This is a genomic window from Methylobacterium sp. Leaf117, from assembly GCF_001422985.1.
Lineage (GTDB): Bacteria > Pseudomonadota > Alphaproteobacteria > Rhizobiales > Beijerinckiaceae > Methylobacterium.
In genome coordinates this window covers 14450-32860 of sequence record NZ_LMNL01000012.1, presented here as the reverse complement: position 1 = coordinate 32860, position 18411 = coordinate 14450, and the positions used below count along the sequence as shown (strand labels likewise).

Sequence of the window (18411 nt, the reverse complement as noted above, 5' to 3'; positions counted from 1 at the left end):
CAGCAACGGTAAAATCCCTTCGGTGAAGGAGCCCGGGACCGATGATGCGGCGATGCTTCGTCTGCGGGGCCGACATGCTCGGACCGAGCACCCGGCACCTCGTCTATCCCGACGGGCAAGACCGGTTGTTTCCGATTGCCTGCGGCTCCTGCGGCCTCCTGCTGGAGGTGGAGGCCGATCCCGCTGCGTGTCGCGCGCATCTGGCCGAGCGCCTGGCCGGCCCGATCTTCGAGTCCGACCCGCGCGCGCCCTACGGCCTCGACCTCTACACCCTGCGCAGCGCCGCGACCGGCCACGCCCGTGGTGTCCGGCCCTGCGACGCGGCGGGGCAGACCGCCCTGCGCCACCCCCATGGCCAACACGCCGCACGGGCGGCACTCTACGGGCTCGACCGGGCCGTCGGGATGCCGGTCTCCCTCGGCCTGCTCTGCCGCCCCGACGCGTTGGACGCGGTCCTGGCGACGCTCGCGATCCATGCCGCCTGGACCGACGACGTCGTGATTCTGCTCGATGCGCCTGTGCGTCCAGCCGATGTGGTGCCAGCCGCCGGAATTCCGCCGGGGGGCGTCCGGGTGGGAGCCCGGCCGCTCGCGGGTGATTTCGCCGCCCAGCGCAATGCCCTGCAGGACCTCGCCCGCCATCCCTGGATGCTGCAACTCGATGCCGACGAGACCCTGGCCGTCGAGGCCGGCCGGCGCCTGGCGGCTCTGGCGGCTCTGGCCGAGGCGGGGGACGTCGTCTCGGTCGGGCTGGCGCGCCGGAACCGGGTCGACGGCCTCCTCGCGGACGTCTATCCGGATGTGCAATACCGACTGAACCACCGGTCCGTGCGATATGCGGGGCGGGTGCACGAGCGGCCGGCGCTCGACGGCGGCTGGCCGCGGAGCCTGATCAGCCTGCACGGGGCGATCGAGCACCATCTCGACCGAGCCCATGTCCTGGCGCGCTCGCGGCACTATGAGCGCCTTGAGCCCGGGCGCGGACGCCCCGAGGAGGAAGCCGCGCTGTTGCGCCCCTACCGGGATTGAGGCTCCGGGTCTCCAGGCGTGTGGCCCTCGACGCGAGATCGGACCGCCGCGATGGCCCGGGCGTAGAGAGCGAGCGTCTCGCGAGCCAGGACCTCCCGGGTGAACCGGCCGGATGCCGCCAGCGCCCGGCTGCGATAGGCCCGGCGCAAAGCCGGATCGGCGAGGAGCGGGCGCAGGGCGTCGGCGAGAGCCGGGCCGGTGGCCTCCTGCGCCAGGGGACCTGCTCCCGGCACACCCACGAAGGCGCGGGCGCTCGCATCCTCGGCGCAAGCCAATACGGGCCGGCCATAGGCCAGCGCCTCCTGGTAGACGAGGCCGAAACTCTCGTAGCGCGAGGGGGCGAGCACCGCGTGCGCCGCCGCATAGGCTTGCGCCAAAGCCGCGGCGGGCACTCGCCCCCGGGCGTAGATTCGCGCGCGCGCCGCCTCCGGCAAGTCGGTCGGCAGATCCTCCGGGGGCACGCCGATCAGATCCAGCCGGAAGGCGGGAGCGGCACCCCGCTCCGCCTCGTCGCCGAGGATCGCGACCGCGTCGAGAAGCGCGTCGAAGCCCTTGCGCGCCTCCGCCCGGCCGACGAAGAGCAGGCGCACCGGCCCGTCCGCATCCGGGTAGGACGCGCAGCGCGCCGATGCCAGGATCTCCGGGGGAAGGCTGAGGCCGATCACCGCCTCGGGCTGCCGGCCGGACAGGCCATAGGCTCGGGCGATCACCGTCCCGTGCTCGGCGGTGTTGGCGATGAGCCCGGCGCTGCCGCGGGCCTGGCGGCGCTCCAGGGCATCCGCGCTCTGGCCATCCAGGCGGTCGCGCAGCGAGCCGCGTGAATCCCGCGTGAAGGCGGCCGGCGTCGAGCTTCGGGTCACCAGCGGCAGGTCCCGCCGCCCGGCCAGCATCACGGCGGGAGCGTACCAGTTCGTCGCCTCGACGATGTCGAAGGGGACGCGCGCATGGTCGGCCAGGACCACGCGGCGAAAGGCCAGCGGCGCGGCGAGGTGCCCGGCCGAGCCCCAGAGCCGCAGACGGGCCAATCCGCCGCCGGGCGGCAGGGCGGCGCCCACCACCGTCACGCCGCCGATCCGGTCACGGCCGATCCGGTCGAGCGTGAAGACCGTGACCTCGGCTCCCGCTTCCGCGAGGCTTTCGGCGATCTCCCGGGCCGCCGTCGACAATCCGCTCGGGGCCGGCGGGTAATCCCACGCGAGAAGGGCGACGCGCATCAGGCCGCGAGCAGGCGATGATAGATCGCGAGATAATCGGCTGCCATCCGTTCGGCGGTAAAGCGCGCCTCGAAGCGGCGCCGGATATCGGCTCGGTCGAGGCGGTCGATCCTCCCGAGGGCCGCCACGGCTTCCGCCTCGGAGCCGACGATGAACCCGGTGACGCCGTCCTCGACGATCTCCGGCACCGAGCCCCGGTTCCAGGCCACCACGGGGGTGCCGCAGGCCATCGCCTCGATCATCACGAGTCCGAAGGGTTCGGGCCAGTCGATCGGGAAGAGCAGCGCCCGCGCGCCGCCCAGGAGGTCCGCCTTCCGGGAATCGTCCACCGGTCCGAGATAGGTCGCGTCGTCGCCGAGGAGCGGCCGCACCCGGTCCTCGAAATAATCGGGATTGCCGACGTCGATGGTGCCCCCGAGACGGATCGGGATGCCGGCGGCGCGCGCCACGCGGATCGCGGTGTCCGGCCGCTTCTGGTCAGTCATCCGGCCTACGAAGGCGACGTGGTCGCTGGGCTGCGTCCGCAGGGCATAGCGATCCCGCGCGATGCCGTGGTGGACGATCCCGGCACGATTTGCGACCGGTATGCCGGTTTCCTGCGCGGCCGAGATCGCCGCCACCGGCAGGTCGGGAAACCCCGCGAAGAACAGCGCCCGGTCGAGTTCGTCCACCCGCCAGTGGACGGTGGTCAGGCTGTGGCGCCGGCGTGCGCCGAGAAGCGCGGCATGCGCGAATTCGCCGTGGCCATGCACGATGTCGAAGGTGTCGAGCCTCACGCGCAAAGCTTCCAATTGCAGGGCGTCCAGGGCCGCCGGGACGCCGGGGGCGACGCGTCCGTGACGGCGCTCCAGGGCGGCGAGGCTCGGATTGTCGCCGACCCGCGGCAAGTCTGTCGCACTGTCGGATGATGCAAAAAGCGTTATTTCCACGCCCAGGCTTCGTAGTGCCGTGCTTAGGTCATGAATGACCCGCTCCGTACCGCCATGATGCTCAGGGGGAACGGGGAAAATGTTCGGGGCGACTTGGGCGACACGGATCAAAACGTCTTCCTCGACTTTAACATACATTTATTCGATTGTTCGTGAGTCGCTGGCGGCCTGATGTTTATCTTACATGTCGCCCTGCAAGGCTGCCTGCGCGGCGGCGGTGTCGTGTTTGGCCTGACCGCCGACACGGGAGGCCACATTCGCTATCTGCTGGATCTGGTGGCGGCCTCGTCCCAGGACGTAGGCCTCGATCGGATCGTGATGGCGACGCGCCTGTTCGAGGGCGCGCACGGCCCTGATTACGCCGTGCCCGAAGAGCCGATCTCCGACAAGGTCACGCTCGTGCGGCTCGCGAGCGCGTCACCGGATTACCGCGCGAAAGAGGACATGCACGCGGAGGTCGCCAGCTTCGCGCGCAGCCTCATGGCCTGGATCGCCCTACAGCCGCGCGCGCCCGACATGATCCACGCCCACTACGCCGACGCCGCGTCCGTCGCCGCGATCGTCGAGGCCGAGTGCGGCATTCCCTTCGTGTTCACGGCCCACTCCCTGGGTCGGGTCAAGGCCTCCATGCTGGGTTCGGGCGCCGAGGATGACCCGGACCTCGCCCGCCGGATCGGCGCCGAGGAGGACGCGCTGGCGCGCGCGCGCCTCGTCATCGCCTCCTCCCGCGACGAGGCCGAGGTGCAGTATGCCGGATATGCGGCTTACGATCCCGGCCGCATCCGCGTCCTGCCGCCGGGCAGCGACCTGGCCCGCTTCGCGGCGGCCGAGCCTCTGCCACGCGTGGACGCCACCATCGATCGCTTCCTGCGCGACCCGGGGAAGCCCACGCTCCTGGCTCTGGCCCGGCCGGTGGCACGCAAGAACCTCGGCGCCCTTGTGCGGGCCTACGGGGAGAGTCCGACCCTTCAGGCCCGGGCCAACCTGGTGCTGATGGCCGGGACGCGCGAGGACATCGACGCGCTCGACGGCGACATGGCCGACACCATGCGGGAGATCCTGATGCTGATCGACCGCTACGATCTCTACGGCCGCGTGGCCTATCCGAAGACCCACGGTCCGGAGGACGTGCCGGCGATCTATGCCTCTGCGCGCGCGCGGGGAGGCCTCTTCGTCAACCCTGCCCTCAACGAACCCTTCGGCCTGACGCTACTGGAGGCCTCGGCGTCCGGGCTACCTTTGGTCGCCACCGACAGCGGCGGCCCCAACGACATCGTCGAGACCTGCGGCAACGGACTTCTGGTCGATCCGCGCGCGCCCGACGCGATCGCGGCCGCCTGCCTGCGGCTCCTCGACGAGCCCGCCCTGTACGCACGCTGCGTGGCGGGCGGCGCCCGCGCCGCGGCCGCCTACGACTGGGATCAGCACGCCGCGCGCTACCACGCCCTGTTGCGGGCGCTGCTGGCACCCGAGCCGCCGCTGGCGGCGCCCCGCCAATTGCTGGTGTGCGACATCGACAACACGCTGGTGGGTTGCGCGGCGGCGCTCGGCATCTTCCGGCGTTGGCGCAGCCGGCAGGCAGGGCTGGCCTTCGGTGTCGCCACAGGTCGCTCCTTCCACAGCGCGATGGCGATCCTCGAACAGCAGGACAGTCCGCGACCGCAGGTGATGATCACCTCGGTGGGCTCGGAGATCTACCATCTCGACCCCAACGGCGTGACCTACACGGCCGATCTGGCCTGGCGCGCCGTCGTATCCGCCGGCTGGGAGCGTTCCGCGGTGGCGGCTGCGCTCGCCGGTCTCGACGGGCTGATGCCGCAGGGCTCCCTGGAGCAGCGCGGGCACAAGCTCAGCTATTTCGCGGATGCGGCAACCGTCCAGACCGTGCGCGCAGCCCTGGCGCAGGCGGGGTTGCGCGCCAACGTGATCCACAGCCATGGCCTCTACCTCGACGTCCTGCCGCAGGCGGCCTCGAAGGGCACGGCGGTCGGCCATGTCCGCGACCTCTACGGCCTGCCCGGGCGAGCCGTCTTCGTCGCCGGCGATTCCGGAAACGATGTCGAGATGCTGCGCGCCCAGTCCCAGGCGATCATCGTGGCGAATTATTCCGACGATCTGGCGAGCCACGCGGCCCTGAAGCATTCCTACGTGGCCCGCACCTCGCACGCTCGCGGCATCATTGAGGGCGTCGGCCATTTCCGCCGGATGCTGGCCGATGCCGGCTGAGGCATCGGCGCCGCTCTCGCCGAGCGTACTCACGCTGGTTCGGGGCCGGGCCGACCGCCTGCGCAACCTCATGCGGGGCCTGGCCCGACAGACGGTGCCTCCGCGCGAACTGGTGATCGCCTGGATGCAGCCCGAGCCGGCCCCGGACCTGCCCAACCCGGGTTGTCCGGTCCGCCACCTCTTCGTCGCGGGAGAACCGATGCCGCTGGCCGCCGCCCGCAACCGTGCCGCCGAGGCGGCAGGCGGCGACCTGCTGCTTTTCCTCGACGTGGACTGCATTCCATCTCCCACCCTGGTGGACGCCTACCGGCACGCGGCAATGCAGGGCGAAGGCCTCTTTCTCGGCGAAGTCCTGTATCTGCCGCCGGGGCTGGACCTCGCGACGGCGTCCGACGAAACGGCCTTGGCCCGCCTCGGTCAGGTGCATCCGGCCCGGCCGGCGGTGCCGCCGACGGGTCTGCGACGGGAGCCCGATCCCGGCCAGCTCTGGGGCCTGTCCTTCGCGCTGCCGGCACGTGCCTGGCAGGCGGTCGGGGGCATGGACGAGGCCTATGCGGGTTATGGCGGGGAGGAGACGGACCTCGCCGTCCGCCTGAATGCCGGAGGCCTGCCGATCTTCTGGGTTGCGGGAGCGCGCGCCTATCACCAGCACCATCCGGTCCACGTGCCGCCGCTCCAGCACTTCGAACCGATCCTCGCCAATGCCGCGCGCTTCCACCGGACTCACGGGCGCTGGTGCATGACCTACTGGCTCTGTCAGTTCCGGGCCGCCGGACTGATCGCCTGGGATATGGGGGCTCCCGCGATCCGGGTCATCCGGGTCCCGGACGCCGCCGAGATCGCCGCCGCCCTGCGGCCCGACGCCCTGTTCTCCTGACGATTTGCGAATCTCAAGCCATGAAGAAGCCCATCGCGTTCTTCGTCCATCACCAGGGACGGGGCCATGCCAACCGTACGATGGCGGTGGCGGCCGAGTTCTCCCGTGACCGGCCGGTCTCGGTGCTCACCGCCGGCCCGCAGCTGTTCGATGGGTTTTCCCGCGACATCGAGATCGTGGCTCTCCCGAACATGATCGGCGCCGGGGTGCCGACCGTGCGCCTCTATGCCGAGCCGACGCCGCAGGTGATGCATTGCGTGCCGCTCGGGCTGACCGAGATGCGCCGGACCATGCGGCGCATCCTCGATCATCTCGACGAGCGCGACGTCGGCCTGTTCGTGGTCGACGTCTCGGCGGAGATCGCCCTGCTGTCGCGCATCGCCAGCGTGCCGGCGGTGCAGATCCGCATGCATGGCGACCGCTCCGATATCGGCCATGTCGGCGCCTACGAGGCCTGCGTCGGGATGTTGGCACCCTTCGACGAGCGTATGGAGCAGGACGACTACCCGGCCCATCTGCGCGCCAAGACCTTCTACAGCGGCGGCCTCTGCACCAGCGTCGACGGCGTACCGGGTCGGGCGGAAGCGAGGGCGAAGCTCGGCCTCGATCCGGAGCGTGAGATCGTCGTGGCGATGACCGGCGGCGGCGGAAGCGGCACGCCCTACGCCCCCCTGACGGTGGCGGCCCGCGCGGTCCCGGACGCCCTCTGGCTCACCCTCGGGCCGACCCACCGCGAGGGCCACGAGACCGACTTCTCCAACCTGCGCGAACTCGGCTGGGTGCCTTCGGTGACCGACTACCTCGCCGCCGCCGACATCGTGGTGGCGTCGGCCGGCGACAACACCATCCACGAGGTGGCGCGCGTAGGCGGGCGCCTGATCGTGATGCCGGAATGGCGCTATTTCGGTGAGCAGACCCGCAAGGCCGAGGCCCTGGTCCGGCTTGGCGCCGCCGTTCAGGCCCCGGTCTGGCCCGGTGACCTGCAGGGCTGGCGCGACCTTCTCGCCCTGGCGCGCAGCCTCGACACGGGTCCCCTGCGCAGCCTCTACGCGCCGGACGCGGCCGCCCGCGCCGCCGGCTGGCTCGAGGGCCTGACCGACGACCTCTGGCGCGGGGCGACGGAGCGCCCGGCGCTCGATGTCGTCACCGGCTGACCACGTCCCGTCACGCGCCTGCTTTTCTCGGCCCTCGAAATCTCCCGGAGTCAGACCGCACCATGTCCACCGTTTCCGTCGTGACCCTGGCCAAGGGACGGCCCGCCCACCTGCGCAACCAGCTCCTGGGCCTGGAGCGCCAGACCCGGAAGCCCGCCGAGGTCATCGTGGCGGTGATGCAGGACGCGCCGTACGACCTGCCCGAATTCGGCTTTCCGGTCCGCCAGATCCTGGTACCCGGTCCCGAATTGCCCCTGGCGGCGGCCCGCAACCAGGGCGTCGCGGCGGCGGGGGGCGACGCCGTGGTCTTCCTCGATGTCGACTGCATTCCGGCCCCCGACCTCGTCGCCGACTATGCGCGGGGACTTGGCGAGCTCGACGGGCTGCTGATGGGCGAGGTCCTCCACCTGCCCGAGCGCGCCACCACGGGGGACTGGACCTATGAAACCCTCGCGGGCGTCGCCGAGCGCCACTCCGATCGACGCGGCCCCCCGGCCTCGGGCCTCGAGATCTGCCCGGATTACCGCTGCTTCTGGTCCCTCAACTTCGCCATCCGGCGCGCCACCTTCCTGGCCACCGGCGGCTTCGACGAGCGCTATACGGGCTACGGCGGCGAGGACACGGATTTTGGAAAGCTCCTCGACCAGCGGGGCACCCCGATCGCCTGGATGAAGGGCGGACTAGCCTATCACCAGTACCATCCGCACCACATGCCCCCGGTCCATCACCTCGACAGCGTGGTGCGCAATGCGGAGCTGTTCGAGGCCAAGTGGGGATACCGCACGATGGGCCATTGGCTCTATGCGTTCAAGGTGATGGGCCTGATCGACGACACCCCCGATCGGCCAATCCGAATCCTGCGCCGCCCCGAAGTCGGAGATCTTGCGCTGACCGGCCAGCAGAGCCATCAGCCCTACAGCAACGCGGCCTCCGTCATCCGCTTCCTCGAAGCACAAAGAACGTCGCAAGAATCGTTGCAGGGGTCGTCGCAAGAATCGTCACAAGGGGCGTCGCAGGCGCGCACCGCGTGAGGATCGCCCTCCTCGCCCATTTGCGCCATCCGGTGGCCCCGCCGTTCGCGGGCGGCATGGAAGCCCATGCCTGGGTCCTGGCCGAGGGATTGATGGCGCGTGGACACGAAGTCGTCCTGTTCGCCGCCGGGGACAGCGACCCGCGATTCACCATCGACCCGGTGATCCCGGTGCATCACGAGCGCAGTTTCCCCGGGCGCGAGCACCGGGCCGATTCCGGCCTCGTCGCCCATGTGGATGACGGCTACGCGGCAGCGTGCGACCGGATCGCGGCCGGCGGTTTCGACGTGCTGCACAACAATTCCCTGAGCCGACTGCCCCTGGAGCGCCGGCGCCTCGCCGCGGTGCCGACCGTGACGTCGCTCCACGTGCCCCCGTACGACGCCCTGCGCTGGTTCGTTCAGGACAGCCTCGTCCCCGGCCACCGGATCACCATGACGTCGGAGGCTCATGGCAGGGCCTGGTGGCCCGATGCGCCGCCCGAAGGCGTGTCCGTTCTCCACAACGGCGTCGATCCGGCGGCCTGGCCCTATCGCGAGCGCGGCGACGGCAGCGCGGTCTGGTCCGGGCGCATCGCGCCGGTCAAAGGGCCGCATTGGGCGGTGGCGGCGGCCCGAGAGGCCGGCCTCCCGCTGACCCTGTTCGGCCCGATCGAGGATCGGGCGTATTGGGACGCACAGATCGCCCCACGGCTCGGCGGCCCTGTCCGCTACGGCGGCCACCTCGCCGGCGACGCCCTGGCCCGCGAGATCGGCCGCGCCTCGGTCTTCCTGTTCACGCCCTGCTGGGACGAGCCCTTCGGCCTCGTGGCGATCGAGGCCATGGCCTGCGGCGTTCCCGTGGCGGGGATCGCTTGCGGCGCCGCCGAGGAGGTCGTCGGCGAGGCGGGATGCCTCGCGCCCCATGGCGACGGACCGGCGCTCGCCCGGGCGGTCGTAGCGGCCCTCGCCATCCCGCGCATGGTCCCGCACGCACGCGTCCTGCGCCTGTTCACCCGCGACCTCTGGCTGTCGCGCTGCGAAGCCCTCTACGCGCAGGCCAAGCGGGCGCCGCGCGGCTGACCCCCATCCCTCAGGCCCGATCCCCCCGATCGGCGCAACCTCCATCGCGAGCCGACCTCATGAGCCAACCCCCGACCACTCGCGACCGCCTCCTCGATGCCCTCTGGCACGGGCGCGACCCGTTCGCGAATCCACCGGACAACCTGCGCCCCCTCGACTTGCAGGGCTGGCGCAGCGTCCATCCCTATCTCGACGCGGCGATCACCGAGTTCCGCCCCGCCGTGGTCGTGGAGATCGGCGTCTGGAAGGGGGCGAGCAGCCTGAATATGGCCCGGACCATGGCGGCGCACGGCGTCGACGGAACGGTCATCGCGGTCGACACCTGGCTCGGCGCCGTCGACCACTGGGCCGACCCAGCCCTGTTCGCCGAACTCGCCACCGAACATGGCTATCCGAGCCTGTACCGGACCTTCCTCGCCAACGTGCTGCGCGAAGGGCTGGCCGACCGAATCCTGCCGCTTCCGCTGGATTCGGTGAACGCGGCCGAGTTGCTGCATCTGCGTGGCGTGGCGGCCGATGTGATCCATCTCGACGCCGGTCACGAGGAGGCGTCCGTGATGGCGGATCTCCGCGCGTGGTGGCCGGTTCTGCGCCCGGGAGGCCTCCTGATCGCCGACGATTACGACCGGCTCGGTGGGCGGTTCCCCGGTGTCACCCGTGCGGTCGACGCCTTCTGCACAGAGGTCCGCGTCCAAGGACCCTGGTCCCAGGAGGGCAAATGCAAACTGATCAAGGCAGTCTGAGGCGTCGGATCGAAGCAGCCCGGACGATATCGCGCCAGCGACGCGTCGCCCCTCGGTCCTCGATCCACGTCTCGGCCCCGTCGCGGGACTCTGCCGTCGTGACCGGGAGGACCCTGTTCTGCCAAGCCCACCGTTTGGCGGATTGGCGGCTTCAGGCGGATGCCTGCAACGTGGCGCAAGTGCCGGACCAACGCACGTAGGCGCGTTCGGACCGGGAGCGTCGTCACGGGATTCGATCTGACGGAACCAGTGCGTTGGCGGCGGCGGCAATGGGCGGTCCTACGCGCCCGAGACCGCCTTGCCGAATTCACCGATGCGGAAGTTGTCTGCCTCTCGTGGCAAGTTGATGTTTGCCCCTTTCGCGTCTCCGGGCTCGGATGGGACATTGCCGCGTATCGACGGCTGCGGAGCAACCCTGACCATTGCGGTGGCGATCGTCGGCACCACCGTCAGCCCCTCCCTGCTCTGGTGGCGAGCGGCTGATGACCTGCAGCACCCCGTACGGAGCGAGCACCGTCCCGGCATCGGGCAGGCTCTGGCAAAGCGCCCGGATAGACACTCGGCTCGACCGCCCCGTGACTCGGGAACGCGCCGATCTCAGGGATAAGGCCCCAAATCGGGGCGCTGAATCCCGGCCCTCCGATTGCCCTGCACGAGCCGTGTTACGAGCGCGCAGGCCTCAGAGAGGGAGAAGATCCGTCGACGTCGATATGGCCGGGTATCTCACCTCTGATCCTCAAAGATCCGAGTGCGATCTGCAGCTTTGTATACCCGCCCCCGAGAAGATAGACCGAGATAAAGACCGACCCCCCGATCGATATCAAGCTTCCAAGCCTGACGAAGGGATCGACTGCGAGCAGCAGGTCTCGCGAGATCACGATCGACATGGCCATCGTGACTGCCGCAGCGAGGGGCAAGACGGCCTGCCGCAAAACTGTCGAGGTCGGTATTTCCAGGAGGCGACACACGGCAACCATCATTGCCAAGCCGGTGGCGAGATTCGACAGACTTACACCGATCACCGCTCCGAGAACGCCCCACTGTGATCCGACCAAGATCCCGACAACGACCCCCATCGTCGAAAAACATGAGATCTGGAACGGGATTTTCGCGTTTTCCAAGCCCAGGAGAGCCGCCTGCTGAACGACGTTGATGCAATTTCCGAACGCATAGATGATGAGCACCATCAGGATCGGCGCTGCACCTTCCCACTTCGAACCCAGAAAGAGCGCCACGATATCCGCTGAGACGAGGCCGATCCCACACAGCGCCGAGAGGCAAAAGGAGAAAACGAGGAACATTGAGGCCGTGTAGAGATTCACGAAATCCCGACGTTCCCTGACCGCGTGGGAAAACGCCGGCAGCAATGTCGTGTAAATTGGACCGACTACCAATGACTCGGGGAGCCGGACGACTTGCATCGCAATGCTATAGAGGCCCAGGGCATATGCCCCATGCAGGAATCCGATCAGCAGGCTGTCGACGCTCTTCGTGATGACATTCATCGCAATCGAATTGAAGGAATAGAAAGCAAACTTGGCGTTCCTGGAAATAAACTCTTTATCGAGGGCAAAAACGACTTCGAATTTTCCGATAAACACGGCGATCGATAAGCGCGCGATAATCGAAACGGCTTGCTGAAGCACCAGGCTCTGAACGCCGGCACCATTCCAGGCCGCGACGATCGCCACCACGCCGCCGAGAACGACGCCCGCAACGTCGCCGATCGCAAAACCAAGCATCTTCCCTTCCCGCTGCAAGCGAGCGAAGGGTGCGCTACAGACTGCGCCGAGCACCAGAACGATCGTACATTCTCGCAGAAGAACGCTCAGGCCCGGCTGGCCCATCCGCCGTTCGATCGCTTCGCTGCTGGCGAACAAGATGAGCGAGATAACGGCGCCACCGAGAATACTGATGAGAAGAACCGTCGTTTCCTGCGTTGGATTCTTCGACACGGATCGTACGAGGACAGGAGAGAATCCAAGATCCGCCGCGCAGGTGAGAGTGATGATCAGCGGAAAGACGAGATTGAAGAGCCCATAATCTTCAGGTGACAGGAGCCGCGTCAGGACAGGAATGAGAGCAAAGGCCATCCCGAGCCGAAAAAGGTTGGATCCGACGAGCCAGATCGTCCCGAAAAAAGTCGATTCGCGGTCCCGTGCCAAGGTCTCGATCCTAGCCTACTCGTCAGAGCAAAGTTCGTGCGGGTTCTGTTTGGACAATGATGAACCGCTAGGCCCGTCTTTCTGTCGGATCATTGGCCGTGGCGCAGGGGTCGCGACCTCCGCGGGACTTCTGTCATCGCGAACCATGCGCCCAACGGAGACGCGAAGGGATTGCTGGCCTCGATCCGTTGTCGGCCGGAGAGATCGGAGGGAAGAGCCAGACGCTTCGCGCTGGCGATATCGCATGCCGCTCAGCTCTGGCGGGACGAGTGCAAGCTCTTGCTGAGGATGCGTGTCCCGCCGGTAGAGTTCTGAGCCAACAGCTTAGAGACGATCGACGCTCAAGGTGTTCGATGTTCCCTCGACCAGGACGACCCTCTGGGCGCCTTCGTGGGAACTGCTATTGTCCGACAGGGGAAGCGGCAGGGCTCGGATCGCGTCGCAAAGCTTCTGGACGCGCCGACTTTCTTCCGTGGAGGTGATCACGCCCCACTCACAAGCCGCCTGAGGCGCAAGGACAGCGACTTCTTCTTCGCAGACCTTGGCTGCCGCCTCACGCATCCATTCGACCGCCCGCTTGAGCTGCTCGATCTTCGCACGTGAATCAATCAAGTCGAAGGTCTCGGCAAGCAAAAATGTACGATTGATCTGCCCGTTCGCTTCACTGTATTCGCCCTGAAACAATGCCGATTCGGGCATGTGATCCTCCATCTGATTTAGTCATCGGAGAATGCACGAAGCGCCACAACTATGACAAGGCCGCCATTGGCGTTTGTTCCAACATAAAACTACGCAATGTCGGCTATGATTAATTAGCGCTTTCTTTCCAGGACTCAAAATCTGCGGTCGCATTGTCGTTTGAGCGCGTCGAAAAGGGTGTCGCGATGGCAGCTTCCGTGCGTCGGTCGAGCCCGCACCGGCTTCCAGATGTCGAGAGATCGGGGCCGGACCTGCCATGTCTCGGGATCGTCGCGGCTGAGATCGCATCCGGATGGTGCCGGGATTTGGGTGAGAATGCCGGCGACGAGGTGCAAAGCTCGTCGGAGATGGCCGCGCTCGTGGCGCCGACGCAATTCATCATCGGCTAAGGTCACTGCGCCAACACCTACGGCGCGACGACGTCATGCCGTTCCTGAGCCGGCTCGGCTCATTCCTGCTGTTCTATGGCGGCCACCCACCCGAGCAGCCAGCGCGTCCTCCTCGGCGGGACGATCGTGCTCCTGCCGGTGATCCTGGAGAACGCCGCTCACGTCTGCTGGCTGTTCCGCGGCAAGGTCACCGCCGACGCGCTGGGCTACCTTTGAGGAGCGTAATCATCACCCGTCACGATGCCGCGCGCTGCGTCGGCTGGTTCGTGGCGCTTCCGGCGGGCGGCATCGCCTGCCTCACGGCGGTTGCGCTGCCGCTGCGATGGCATCTCAAGGCGGTTTAACCGCGAGGGACGCGTTAAGCCGGGTTCTCCCGATCCCGGCTATGGTCGGGGCAACCCGCGACCACGCGTGCAGGATGCTGTCCGGCGTGGGGCGCAGGCAATCATGCGCAAACCTGGTCGCCCGGTTTGGTTCATCACGGTTTCGTCGGGAACAAGGGGATGTGGAGCGGGTACCGGGAATCGAACCCGGGTATTCAGCTTGGAAGGCCAAATATCCAACCTCGCGGCATCCCATCCGCCCAGGGTTTCGGTAACCAACCGCCCGAAAATACAGGGGAAATCCACCTCCAAGGGTTAACGCCGGGGTTGCGGGTGCGCCCAGGGTCGGGTGGTATCCCGGTGGTATCCATCGGGAGGGACTGAATGGCCGTCGAAGGGGGACGCGGATCGTACGCGCGCCAGAGGATCTCGCTGACGCAGGGTCACGTGAACAAGGCCAGAGCGATGATCCGGAAGGGCGAGGTCCCCGGCCGCGGCCTCGACCTCGTCGACGACGATTGCGCCGGCCTCGTCCTGCGGGTGACCCGGAACTCCGCGACCTGGATGAGGAAGTCCAAGGCCGGGACGGTGCGCATCGGCGACAGCGCGGTGATCACACTGGCGCAGGCCCGGGACCAGGCCGAACGAATCCGCCTCGCCGTGCCGGGCCTGCACCAGCCCAAGCTGGAAACCCGCATCTTCGAGGAAGCCCTGCGCCAAACCGGCAGCGAGAAGGCGGCCCTGGACGCCGCGTGGCCCGAGGAGGAGCCCGAGACGCAGACCGCAGATGCGCGCCGGCGGGACGGGCCCTGGGTAGTCGGCGACCTGATCGACGCCTACCTCACCTGGAAGCTCCCAAAGTTGAAGGAGGGGCGCTGGCGCGCGAGCTACGCGGGATACTTGCGCCACCCGGAACTCGCCAGCTTGTCGATGGTCACCGTCGCCGGCTTGGACCTCGAAATGATGCTGGGCGTTCGCCAACGTCTCCTTGAGGATGGCGACACGAAGCGGTCCGCCGCCAAGCGGGTAATCGGCCAGTTCCGCGACGCGATGACCTGGGGCTGGAAGGAACAGGCCCTTCGATGCAGACTCGTTCGGATGGAGGTGCCCTGGTGGGACCGCCTCACCGTCGACTACGCCTCCGGGACCCGGGACCACGTCCCGACCGTCGAGGAACTCGCCCGGACGCTAGCGGTCGCCGAGCGTCACCGGTCCCTTGGGCAGACCGAGCACTCCACCGGCGCCGGGTTGCTCGGGGCGTTGTGGGCCCTCGTGTTGAGCGGGCAGAGGACCGGCGCGCTCGTCACGACCCGGGTGAGCTCGTGCGTCCCGCAGTTCTCCAATGAGCTTCCCGGGTGGACAGTCATCGGCTGGCCGGGCGCGGTCATGAAGAGCGACATGCCGCATGGCCTGCCGATCCCGCCGGCGGCGTGGGCCGTCATCGAGCGCTACCGCCAGGAGGACGCCTGGGCCCGCGAGGCCCCGAGGCCATGGATGTTCCCGTCTCGCCGCGGCAAGGGCCACGTCTCCTACCTGGCGATCAACCAACTCCTGAGCCGCCTGCAGGGACTCCGTGAGGGCAAGCCGAACCCGGGCCACGTGGACCTGCTCGCCCGCTACGAGATCCGACGCTGGACCCCGCATGACGTCCGCAGGGGGCTCGCGACGTTCCTCGGCGAGCGCCGGCTTGGCGGGGCCGCGGCCGCCATCCTGGACCATGTGGACGGCAAGGCGGAGGAGAGGGAGCGGACGGCCCCGGTGACACGCCTTCACTATGACCGGGCCCAGCGAATCGAGCTCAAGGCCGAGGGACTAGCCTTGTGGTGCGATGCGATCCTGGAGGCGTACGAGCGCGAGCGCGAGGCCGTCGCCCGCGTGCCCATGCCCCCTCCCCGGCCGCGCACGATCAGGAAGCCTTCGACCAAGCGGAAGCCCGCGGTTGCCTGACTCGACGGTCCCGGCCGAGGGCTCGCGCCACGTCGGCCGGGCGCTCGGCCGGGACGAATCCACGACCTCTGCGCCCCCGCCCGGAGGCCTCCGCCACGTCCTCGGCAAAGGCGCGCATCAGGGCGTCCCGTTCCTCGCCGGCGGCTGCGGCTGTGATGTCGTCGTATCCGAGCATTTGCCCCTCCGTCCTTGAGAACAGATAGGGAACGCGGTGGGCGGCATCAACGGGTCTGACGACGGCTCGATGAGGCTTATGTGCAAGATATAACGACGGCGGCCCCCGTATGTGCGGGACATAACATGAACCCGAAAATCCAGGGCTCCTTATGTTCAACGGCATCCACGGACGGTGACGGCCGGATCGCTAGGGCCGCATGTCCGGCTCGGGCGCCTCATCCGGGACCGGGCGTAGCTCGATGCGAAGCTCGCCGGCCCGTTCCCGGAGCAGGGACGCCCGCTTGACGTAGAGGAAGGCCTGCCTCTCAAGGATATGAACCAGCGCAGGCCCGACCCATTCGGGAATCGGCCGTTCGCCCGCGGCCCACCGTCTGACGAGGCGGTCGTCGATTGCCTCGCGCGCACCGTCGGGATGCAGCGGCCCCAGAGCCCGGGCGAGAGGCCTCTGCCAGTCTTCGCCATAGATCGTCCGCGCGAGGTCGACGAGAGTTGCGAGATCCATGACGGGCTACCTGATATGGTGGAGGAAGGAAGCCGGCGGGGCGGCCTGAGGCACCATCGGCACGGGCTGGTGCCCGAGCTCATTCAGGTCGTCGCGCAGGTTAATGCCGTGGGCGTGCAGGCCGTCGAGGCTGTCGTACATCCACTCAATATGACTCGCGTCGCTGCCGTAGAGCGCGATGTCCTGCTTGATGCTCTCGCTCAGGCGATCCATCGCCGCGTCGTTGCGGGCAATCCGGTCGAGCAGTTCCTGGCGCGGGTCGACGACCTCTTCGATCACTACCGCATCCAGGGCATCCTCGTCGTCCTGATCGGGAACTACGGCCTCGGGGATTCCGGTGGCCTGGAGTACGTCGGCGTCGATCAGGTCGAGGATCGAAAGCTGGACCGGCTTCGACTCGACCGGCGCAGGCCTCGCCGGCGCCACCACCATCGCGGGAGCCACGGGCTCGACCTGATCGACGGTGTAGAGCCCGGGCTCGCCGGCCCTGATGGCGTCGGCGACGATCCATTTGAGAAGGGAAAGCTGGGCCTCCTCGGGGGCCTCATCGACAAGCTCGGGAACGGCGTCGACCTCGGCCACCTCGACCTGAACCGGCGCCGCCTCGGCCTTCGCGGCGAGCAGGCCCTTCAGGTAGGCGCGGGCCTCGGCACGGCCGGCGCGGGCGTGCTGATCCTCGAACGTCTGCGTCATCCTCTCCAGGACCATCCCCTCGGCACGAGCCTGTCGGAAGTCAATCCAGGCGCTGCGCATCGCGGCGCTGATGTGCTGGCGGACGGGCTCTACGGCGAGGACAGCCGCCAGGTAGGCCCGGTTCCAGGACTCGCGGATGACGCCGGCACGGTCGGCGTTGCTGATCTTGGTGCTGTTCATCGGGGTCTCCCTAACGGAACTGGGCATCGCCCTCGTCCAATGTCCCTATCGTATAGGGACAAGAGGCGGCATTCAAGGCCTTTCGACGGCCCTCAGACGCCTCAGTCCGTTAACGGCCCGAGGTCCCGCGGGCGCTAAGGCCTTGGTTCGACTGGACCGGCATGATTAACGGGCGGCGTATACCTACTTCGGCATAATCGCGGTTCCGATACCTACCTGGGTATAGCGGCTTCCCTATCCGCCCAGGGAATCCGTAACCGTGTCGCGAAGCCCCGCTTGCCCCGGGATTCGTGAGCTGCGATCCCGTCGATTCCCCACGGCCCACGAGGCATCCCGTGAAACGAATACGCACGCCCCGCCCGACGACGAGACCCATTCTCGGGGCGTGACCGCGTGCGGCAGCCCCCTCACGGAGGCTGCCCCGATGCATACCTTTTTCACCGCCGACACCCATTTCGGCCACAAGGGCGTCCTCGCGATGTCCGCGCGCCCCTTCGCCTCCATCGAGGAGCACGACGAGGCCCTGATCGCGGCCTGGAACGCCGTCGTCGGCCCCCGCGACGAGGTCTACCACCTCGGCGATTTCGCGATGGGCGCCACCCCGGAGCGATGCCAGGCGATCTTTCGGCGCCTGCGCGGTCGCAAGCACCTCATCCGGGGCAACCACGACAAGAAGCGGGTCCTCGACCTGCCATGGTACTCCCGGCAGGACCTGGCGACACCCAAGGTCGAGGGGACCCGGGTTGTGCTTTTTCACTACCCGATGCGCGCCTGGGCCGGTGCGTTCCGCGGGAGCCTTCAGCTATTTGGGCATACTCACGGACGCCTCCCGGACACCTCCCAGTCCTGCGACGTCGGTGTCGACCGCTGGTCGTACGCGCCGATCAGCCTGGGGCAGATCATGGAGCGCCTCGCAGCCACGCCCGCGATTCCCGAAGAGCGCCTGCTGGGCGAGCCGCAGGAGGATGAGGATGGCGAGGCGTGAGCGGGAGATCGGCCCCGGCGAGGTCACCTCGCCTGGCATGCGGGTGGGTGTCATACGCGGTGACGCGGGCCGAGGCGGAAAACGAGGT

Annotated in this window: 16 protein-coding genes; 10 read left to right on the top strand and 6 right to left on the bottom strand. The window is 68.1% G+C overall.

Going from position 1 to position 18411, the window contains the following annotated elements; translation table 11 throughout:
• Window positions 1-44: 44 nt before the first annotated feature.
• Entirely contained in the window at window positions 45-1028 is a 984-nt protein-coding gene (locus tag ASF57_RS07160) for a hypothetical protein (RefSeq protein ID WP_056482659.1), read from the top strand.
• On the opposite strand, the gene ASF57_RS07155 is transcribed toward ASF57_RS07160, so the two are convergent.
• Both ASF57_RS07155 and ASF57_RS07150 read right to left on the bottom strand, forming a co-directional pair.
• Window positions 1016-2242 (bottom strand): glycosyltransferase family 4 protein, encoded by a 1227-nt coding sequence (locus tag ASF57_RS07155; RefSeq protein WP_056481481.1) that lies wholly within the window; start codon window positions 2240-2242, stop codon window positions 1016-1018. The genes ASF57_RS07160 and ASF57_RS07155 overlap by 13 nt on opposite strands.
• The gene (locus ASF57_RS07150) at window positions 2242-3282 is read right to left on the bottom strand and encodes a glycosyltransferase family 4 protein (RefSeq protein WP_056481479.1); all 1041 of its coding nucleotides are present in this window, start codon (window positions 3280-3282) and stop codon (window positions 2242-2244) included. Before ASF57_RS07150 ends, ASF57_RS07155 begins: the two co-directional genes overlap by 1 nt.
• Window positions 3283-3342: 60 nt before the next feature.
• Between ASF57_RS07150 and ASF57_RS07145 the strand changes: the two genes are divergently transcribed.
• The 6 genes from ASF57_RS07145 (at window position 3343) to ASF57_RS07120 (ending at window position 10263) form a co-directional block, all read left to right on the top strand.
• Complete coding sequence (locus ASF57_RS07145) at window positions 3343-5397, top strand: HAD-IIB family hydrolase (RefSeq protein WP_056481476.1); 2055 nt, start codon at window positions 3343-3345, stop codon at window positions 5395-5397.
• On the top strand, window positions 5387-6274 hold the full coding sequence (locus ASF57_RS07140) for a galactosyltransferase-related protein (protein WP_056481474.1): 888 nt from the start codon (window positions 5387-5389) through the stop codon (window positions 6272-6274). The genes ASF57_RS07145 and ASF57_RS07140 overlap by 11 nt, the downstream gene beginning before the upstream one ends.
• A gap of 20 nt (window positions 6275-6294) precedes the next feature.
• Entirely contained in the window at window positions 6295-7428 is a 1134-nt protein-coding gene (locus tag ASF57_RS07135; RefSeq protein ID WP_056481471.1) for a glycosyltransferase, read from the top strand.
• Window positions 7429-7490: 62 nt separating this feature from the next.
• The gene (locus tag ASF57_RS07130; protein ID WP_056481469.1) at window positions 7491-8459 is read left to right on the top strand and encodes a galactosyltransferase-related protein; all 969 of its coding nucleotides are present in this window, start codon (window positions 7491-7493) and stop codon (window positions 8457-8459) included.
• Window positions 8456-9520: a glycosyltransferase gene (locus ASF57_RS07125; protein ID WP_056481467.1), complete on the top strand. Its 1065-nt coding sequence runs from the start codon at window positions 8456-8458 to the stop codon at window positions 9518-9520. The genes ASF57_RS07130 and ASF57_RS07125 overlap by 4 nt, the downstream gene beginning before the upstream one ends.
• Window positions 9521-9579: 59 nt before the next feature.
• A complete protein-coding gene (locus ASF57_RS07120; protein ID WP_056481463.1) occupies window positions 9580-10263 on the top strand; it encodes a class I SAM-dependent methyltransferase in 684 nt (227 codons plus the stop codon).
• 662 nt (window positions 10264-10925) lie between these two features.
• Here ASF57_RS07120 and ASF57_RS07115 read toward each other — a convergent pair.
• On the bottom strand, window positions 10926-12428 hold the full coding sequence (locus ASF57_RS07115) for an oligosaccharide flippase family protein (RefSeq protein ID WP_156376011.1): 1503 nt from the start codon (window positions 12426-12428) through the stop codon (window positions 10926-10928).
• A 324-nt stretch (window positions 12429-12752) separates the two neighbouring features.
• Window positions 12753-13127, bottom strand: coding sequence for a hypothetical protein (locus tag ASF57_RS07110; protein ID WP_156376010.1), 375 nt, complete (start codon window positions 13125-13127; stop codon window positions 12753-12755).
• Window positions 13128-13591: 464 nt separating this feature from the next.
• On the opposite strand from ASF57_RS07110, the gene ASF57_RS25525 reads away from it, so the two are divergent.
• Window positions 13592-13732, top strand: a complete 141-nt coding sequence (locus tag ASF57_RS25525; protein WP_156376009.1) for a hypothetical protein — start codon at window positions 13592-13594, stop codon at window positions 13730-13732.
• A gap of 491 nt (window positions 13733-14223) precedes the next feature.
• Window positions 14224-15786 carry an integrase family protein gene (locus ASF57_RS07105; RefSeq protein ID WP_056481454.1) on the top strand — a complete coding sequence of 521 codons (1563 nt, stop codon included), beginning with the start codon at window positions 14224-14226 and terminating at the stop codon, window positions 15784-15786.
• Window positions 15787-16150: 364 nt separating this feature from the next.
• Here ASF57_RS07105 and ASF57_RS07100 read toward each other — a convergent pair whose 3' ends face one another.
• The gene (locus ASF57_RS07100) at window positions 16151-16465 is read right to left on the bottom strand and encodes a hypothetical protein (RefSeq protein WP_200935834.1); all 315 of its coding nucleotides are present in this window, start codon (window positions 16463-16465) and stop codon (window positions 16151-16153) included.
• Between the two features lie 6 nt (window positions 16466-16471).
• Window positions 16472-17338, bottom strand: a complete 867-nt coding sequence (locus ASF57_RS07095; protein ID WP_056481450.1) for a hypothetical protein — start codon at window positions 17336-17338, stop codon at window positions 16472-16474.
• A 424-nt stretch (window positions 17339-17762) separates the two neighbouring features.
• On the opposite strand from ASF57_RS07095, the gene ASF57_RS07090 reads away from it, so the two are divergent.
• Complete coding sequence (locus ASF57_RS07090) at window positions 17763-18323, top strand: metallophosphoesterase (RefSeq protein WP_056481446.1); 561 nt, start codon at window positions 17763-17765, stop codon at window positions 18321-18323.
• The last annotated feature ends 88 nt before the right edge of the window (window positions 18324-18411 follow it).

What these genes read in the sequence shown, in the direction of transcription:
- ASF57_RS07160 (WP_056482659.1), top strand. Translation starts at nt 45, where the DNA reads ATGCGGCGATGCTTCGTCTGCGGGGCCGACATGCTCGGACCGAGCACC.
- ASF57_RS07155 (WP_056481481.1), bottom strand. Translation starts at nt 2,242, where the DNA reads ATGCGCGTCGCCCTTCTCGCGTGGGATTACCCGCCGGCCCCGAGCGGA.
- ASF57_RS07145 (WP_056481476.1), top strand. Translation starts at nt 3,343, where the DNA reads ATGTTTATCTTACATGTCGCCCTGCAAGGCTGCCTGCGCGGCGGCGGT.
- ASF57_RS07140 (WP_056481474.1), top strand. Translation starts at nt 5,387, where the DNA reads ATGCCGGCTGAGGCATCGGCGCCGCTCTCGCCGAGCGTACTCACGCTG.
- ASF57_RS07135 (WP_056481471.1), top strand. Translation starts at nt 6,295, where the DNA reads ATGAAGAAGCCCATCGCGTTCTTCGTCCATCACCAGGGACGGGGCCAT.
- ASF57_RS07130 (WP_056481469.1), top strand. Translation starts at nt 7,491, where the DNA reads ATGTCCACCGTTTCCGTCGTGACCCTGGCCAAGGGACGGCCCGCCCAC.
- ASF57_RS07120 (WP_056481463.1), top strand. Translation starts at nt 9,580, where the DNA reads ATGAGCCAACCCCCGACCACTCGCGACCGCCTCCTCGATGCCCTCTGG.
- ASF57_RS07110 (WP_156376010.1), bottom strand. Translation starts at nt 13,127, where the DNA reads ATGCCCGAATCGGCATTGTTTCAGGGCGAATACAGTGAAGCGAACGGG.
- ASF57_RS25525 (WP_156376009.1), top strand. Translation starts at nt 13,592, where the DNA reads ATGGCGGCCACCCACCCGAGCAGCCAGCGCGTCCTCCTCGGCGGGACG.
- ASF57_RS07105 (WP_056481454.1), top strand. Translation starts at nt 14,224, where the DNA reads ATGGCCGTCGAAGGGGGACGCGGATCGTACGCGCGCCAGAGGATCTCG.
- ASF57_RS07100 (WP_200935834.1), bottom strand. Translation starts at nt 16,465, where the DNA reads ATGGATCTCGCAACTCTCGTCGACCTCGCGCGGACGATCTATGGCGAA.
- ASF57_RS07095 (WP_056481450.1), bottom strand. Translation starts at nt 17,338, where the DNA reads ATGAACAGCACCAAGATCAGCAACGCCGACCGTGCCGGCGTCATCCGC.
- ASF57_RS07090 (WP_056481446.1), top strand. Translation starts at nt 17,763, where the DNA reads ATGCATACCTTTTTCACCGCCGACACCCATTTCGGCCACAAGGGCGTC.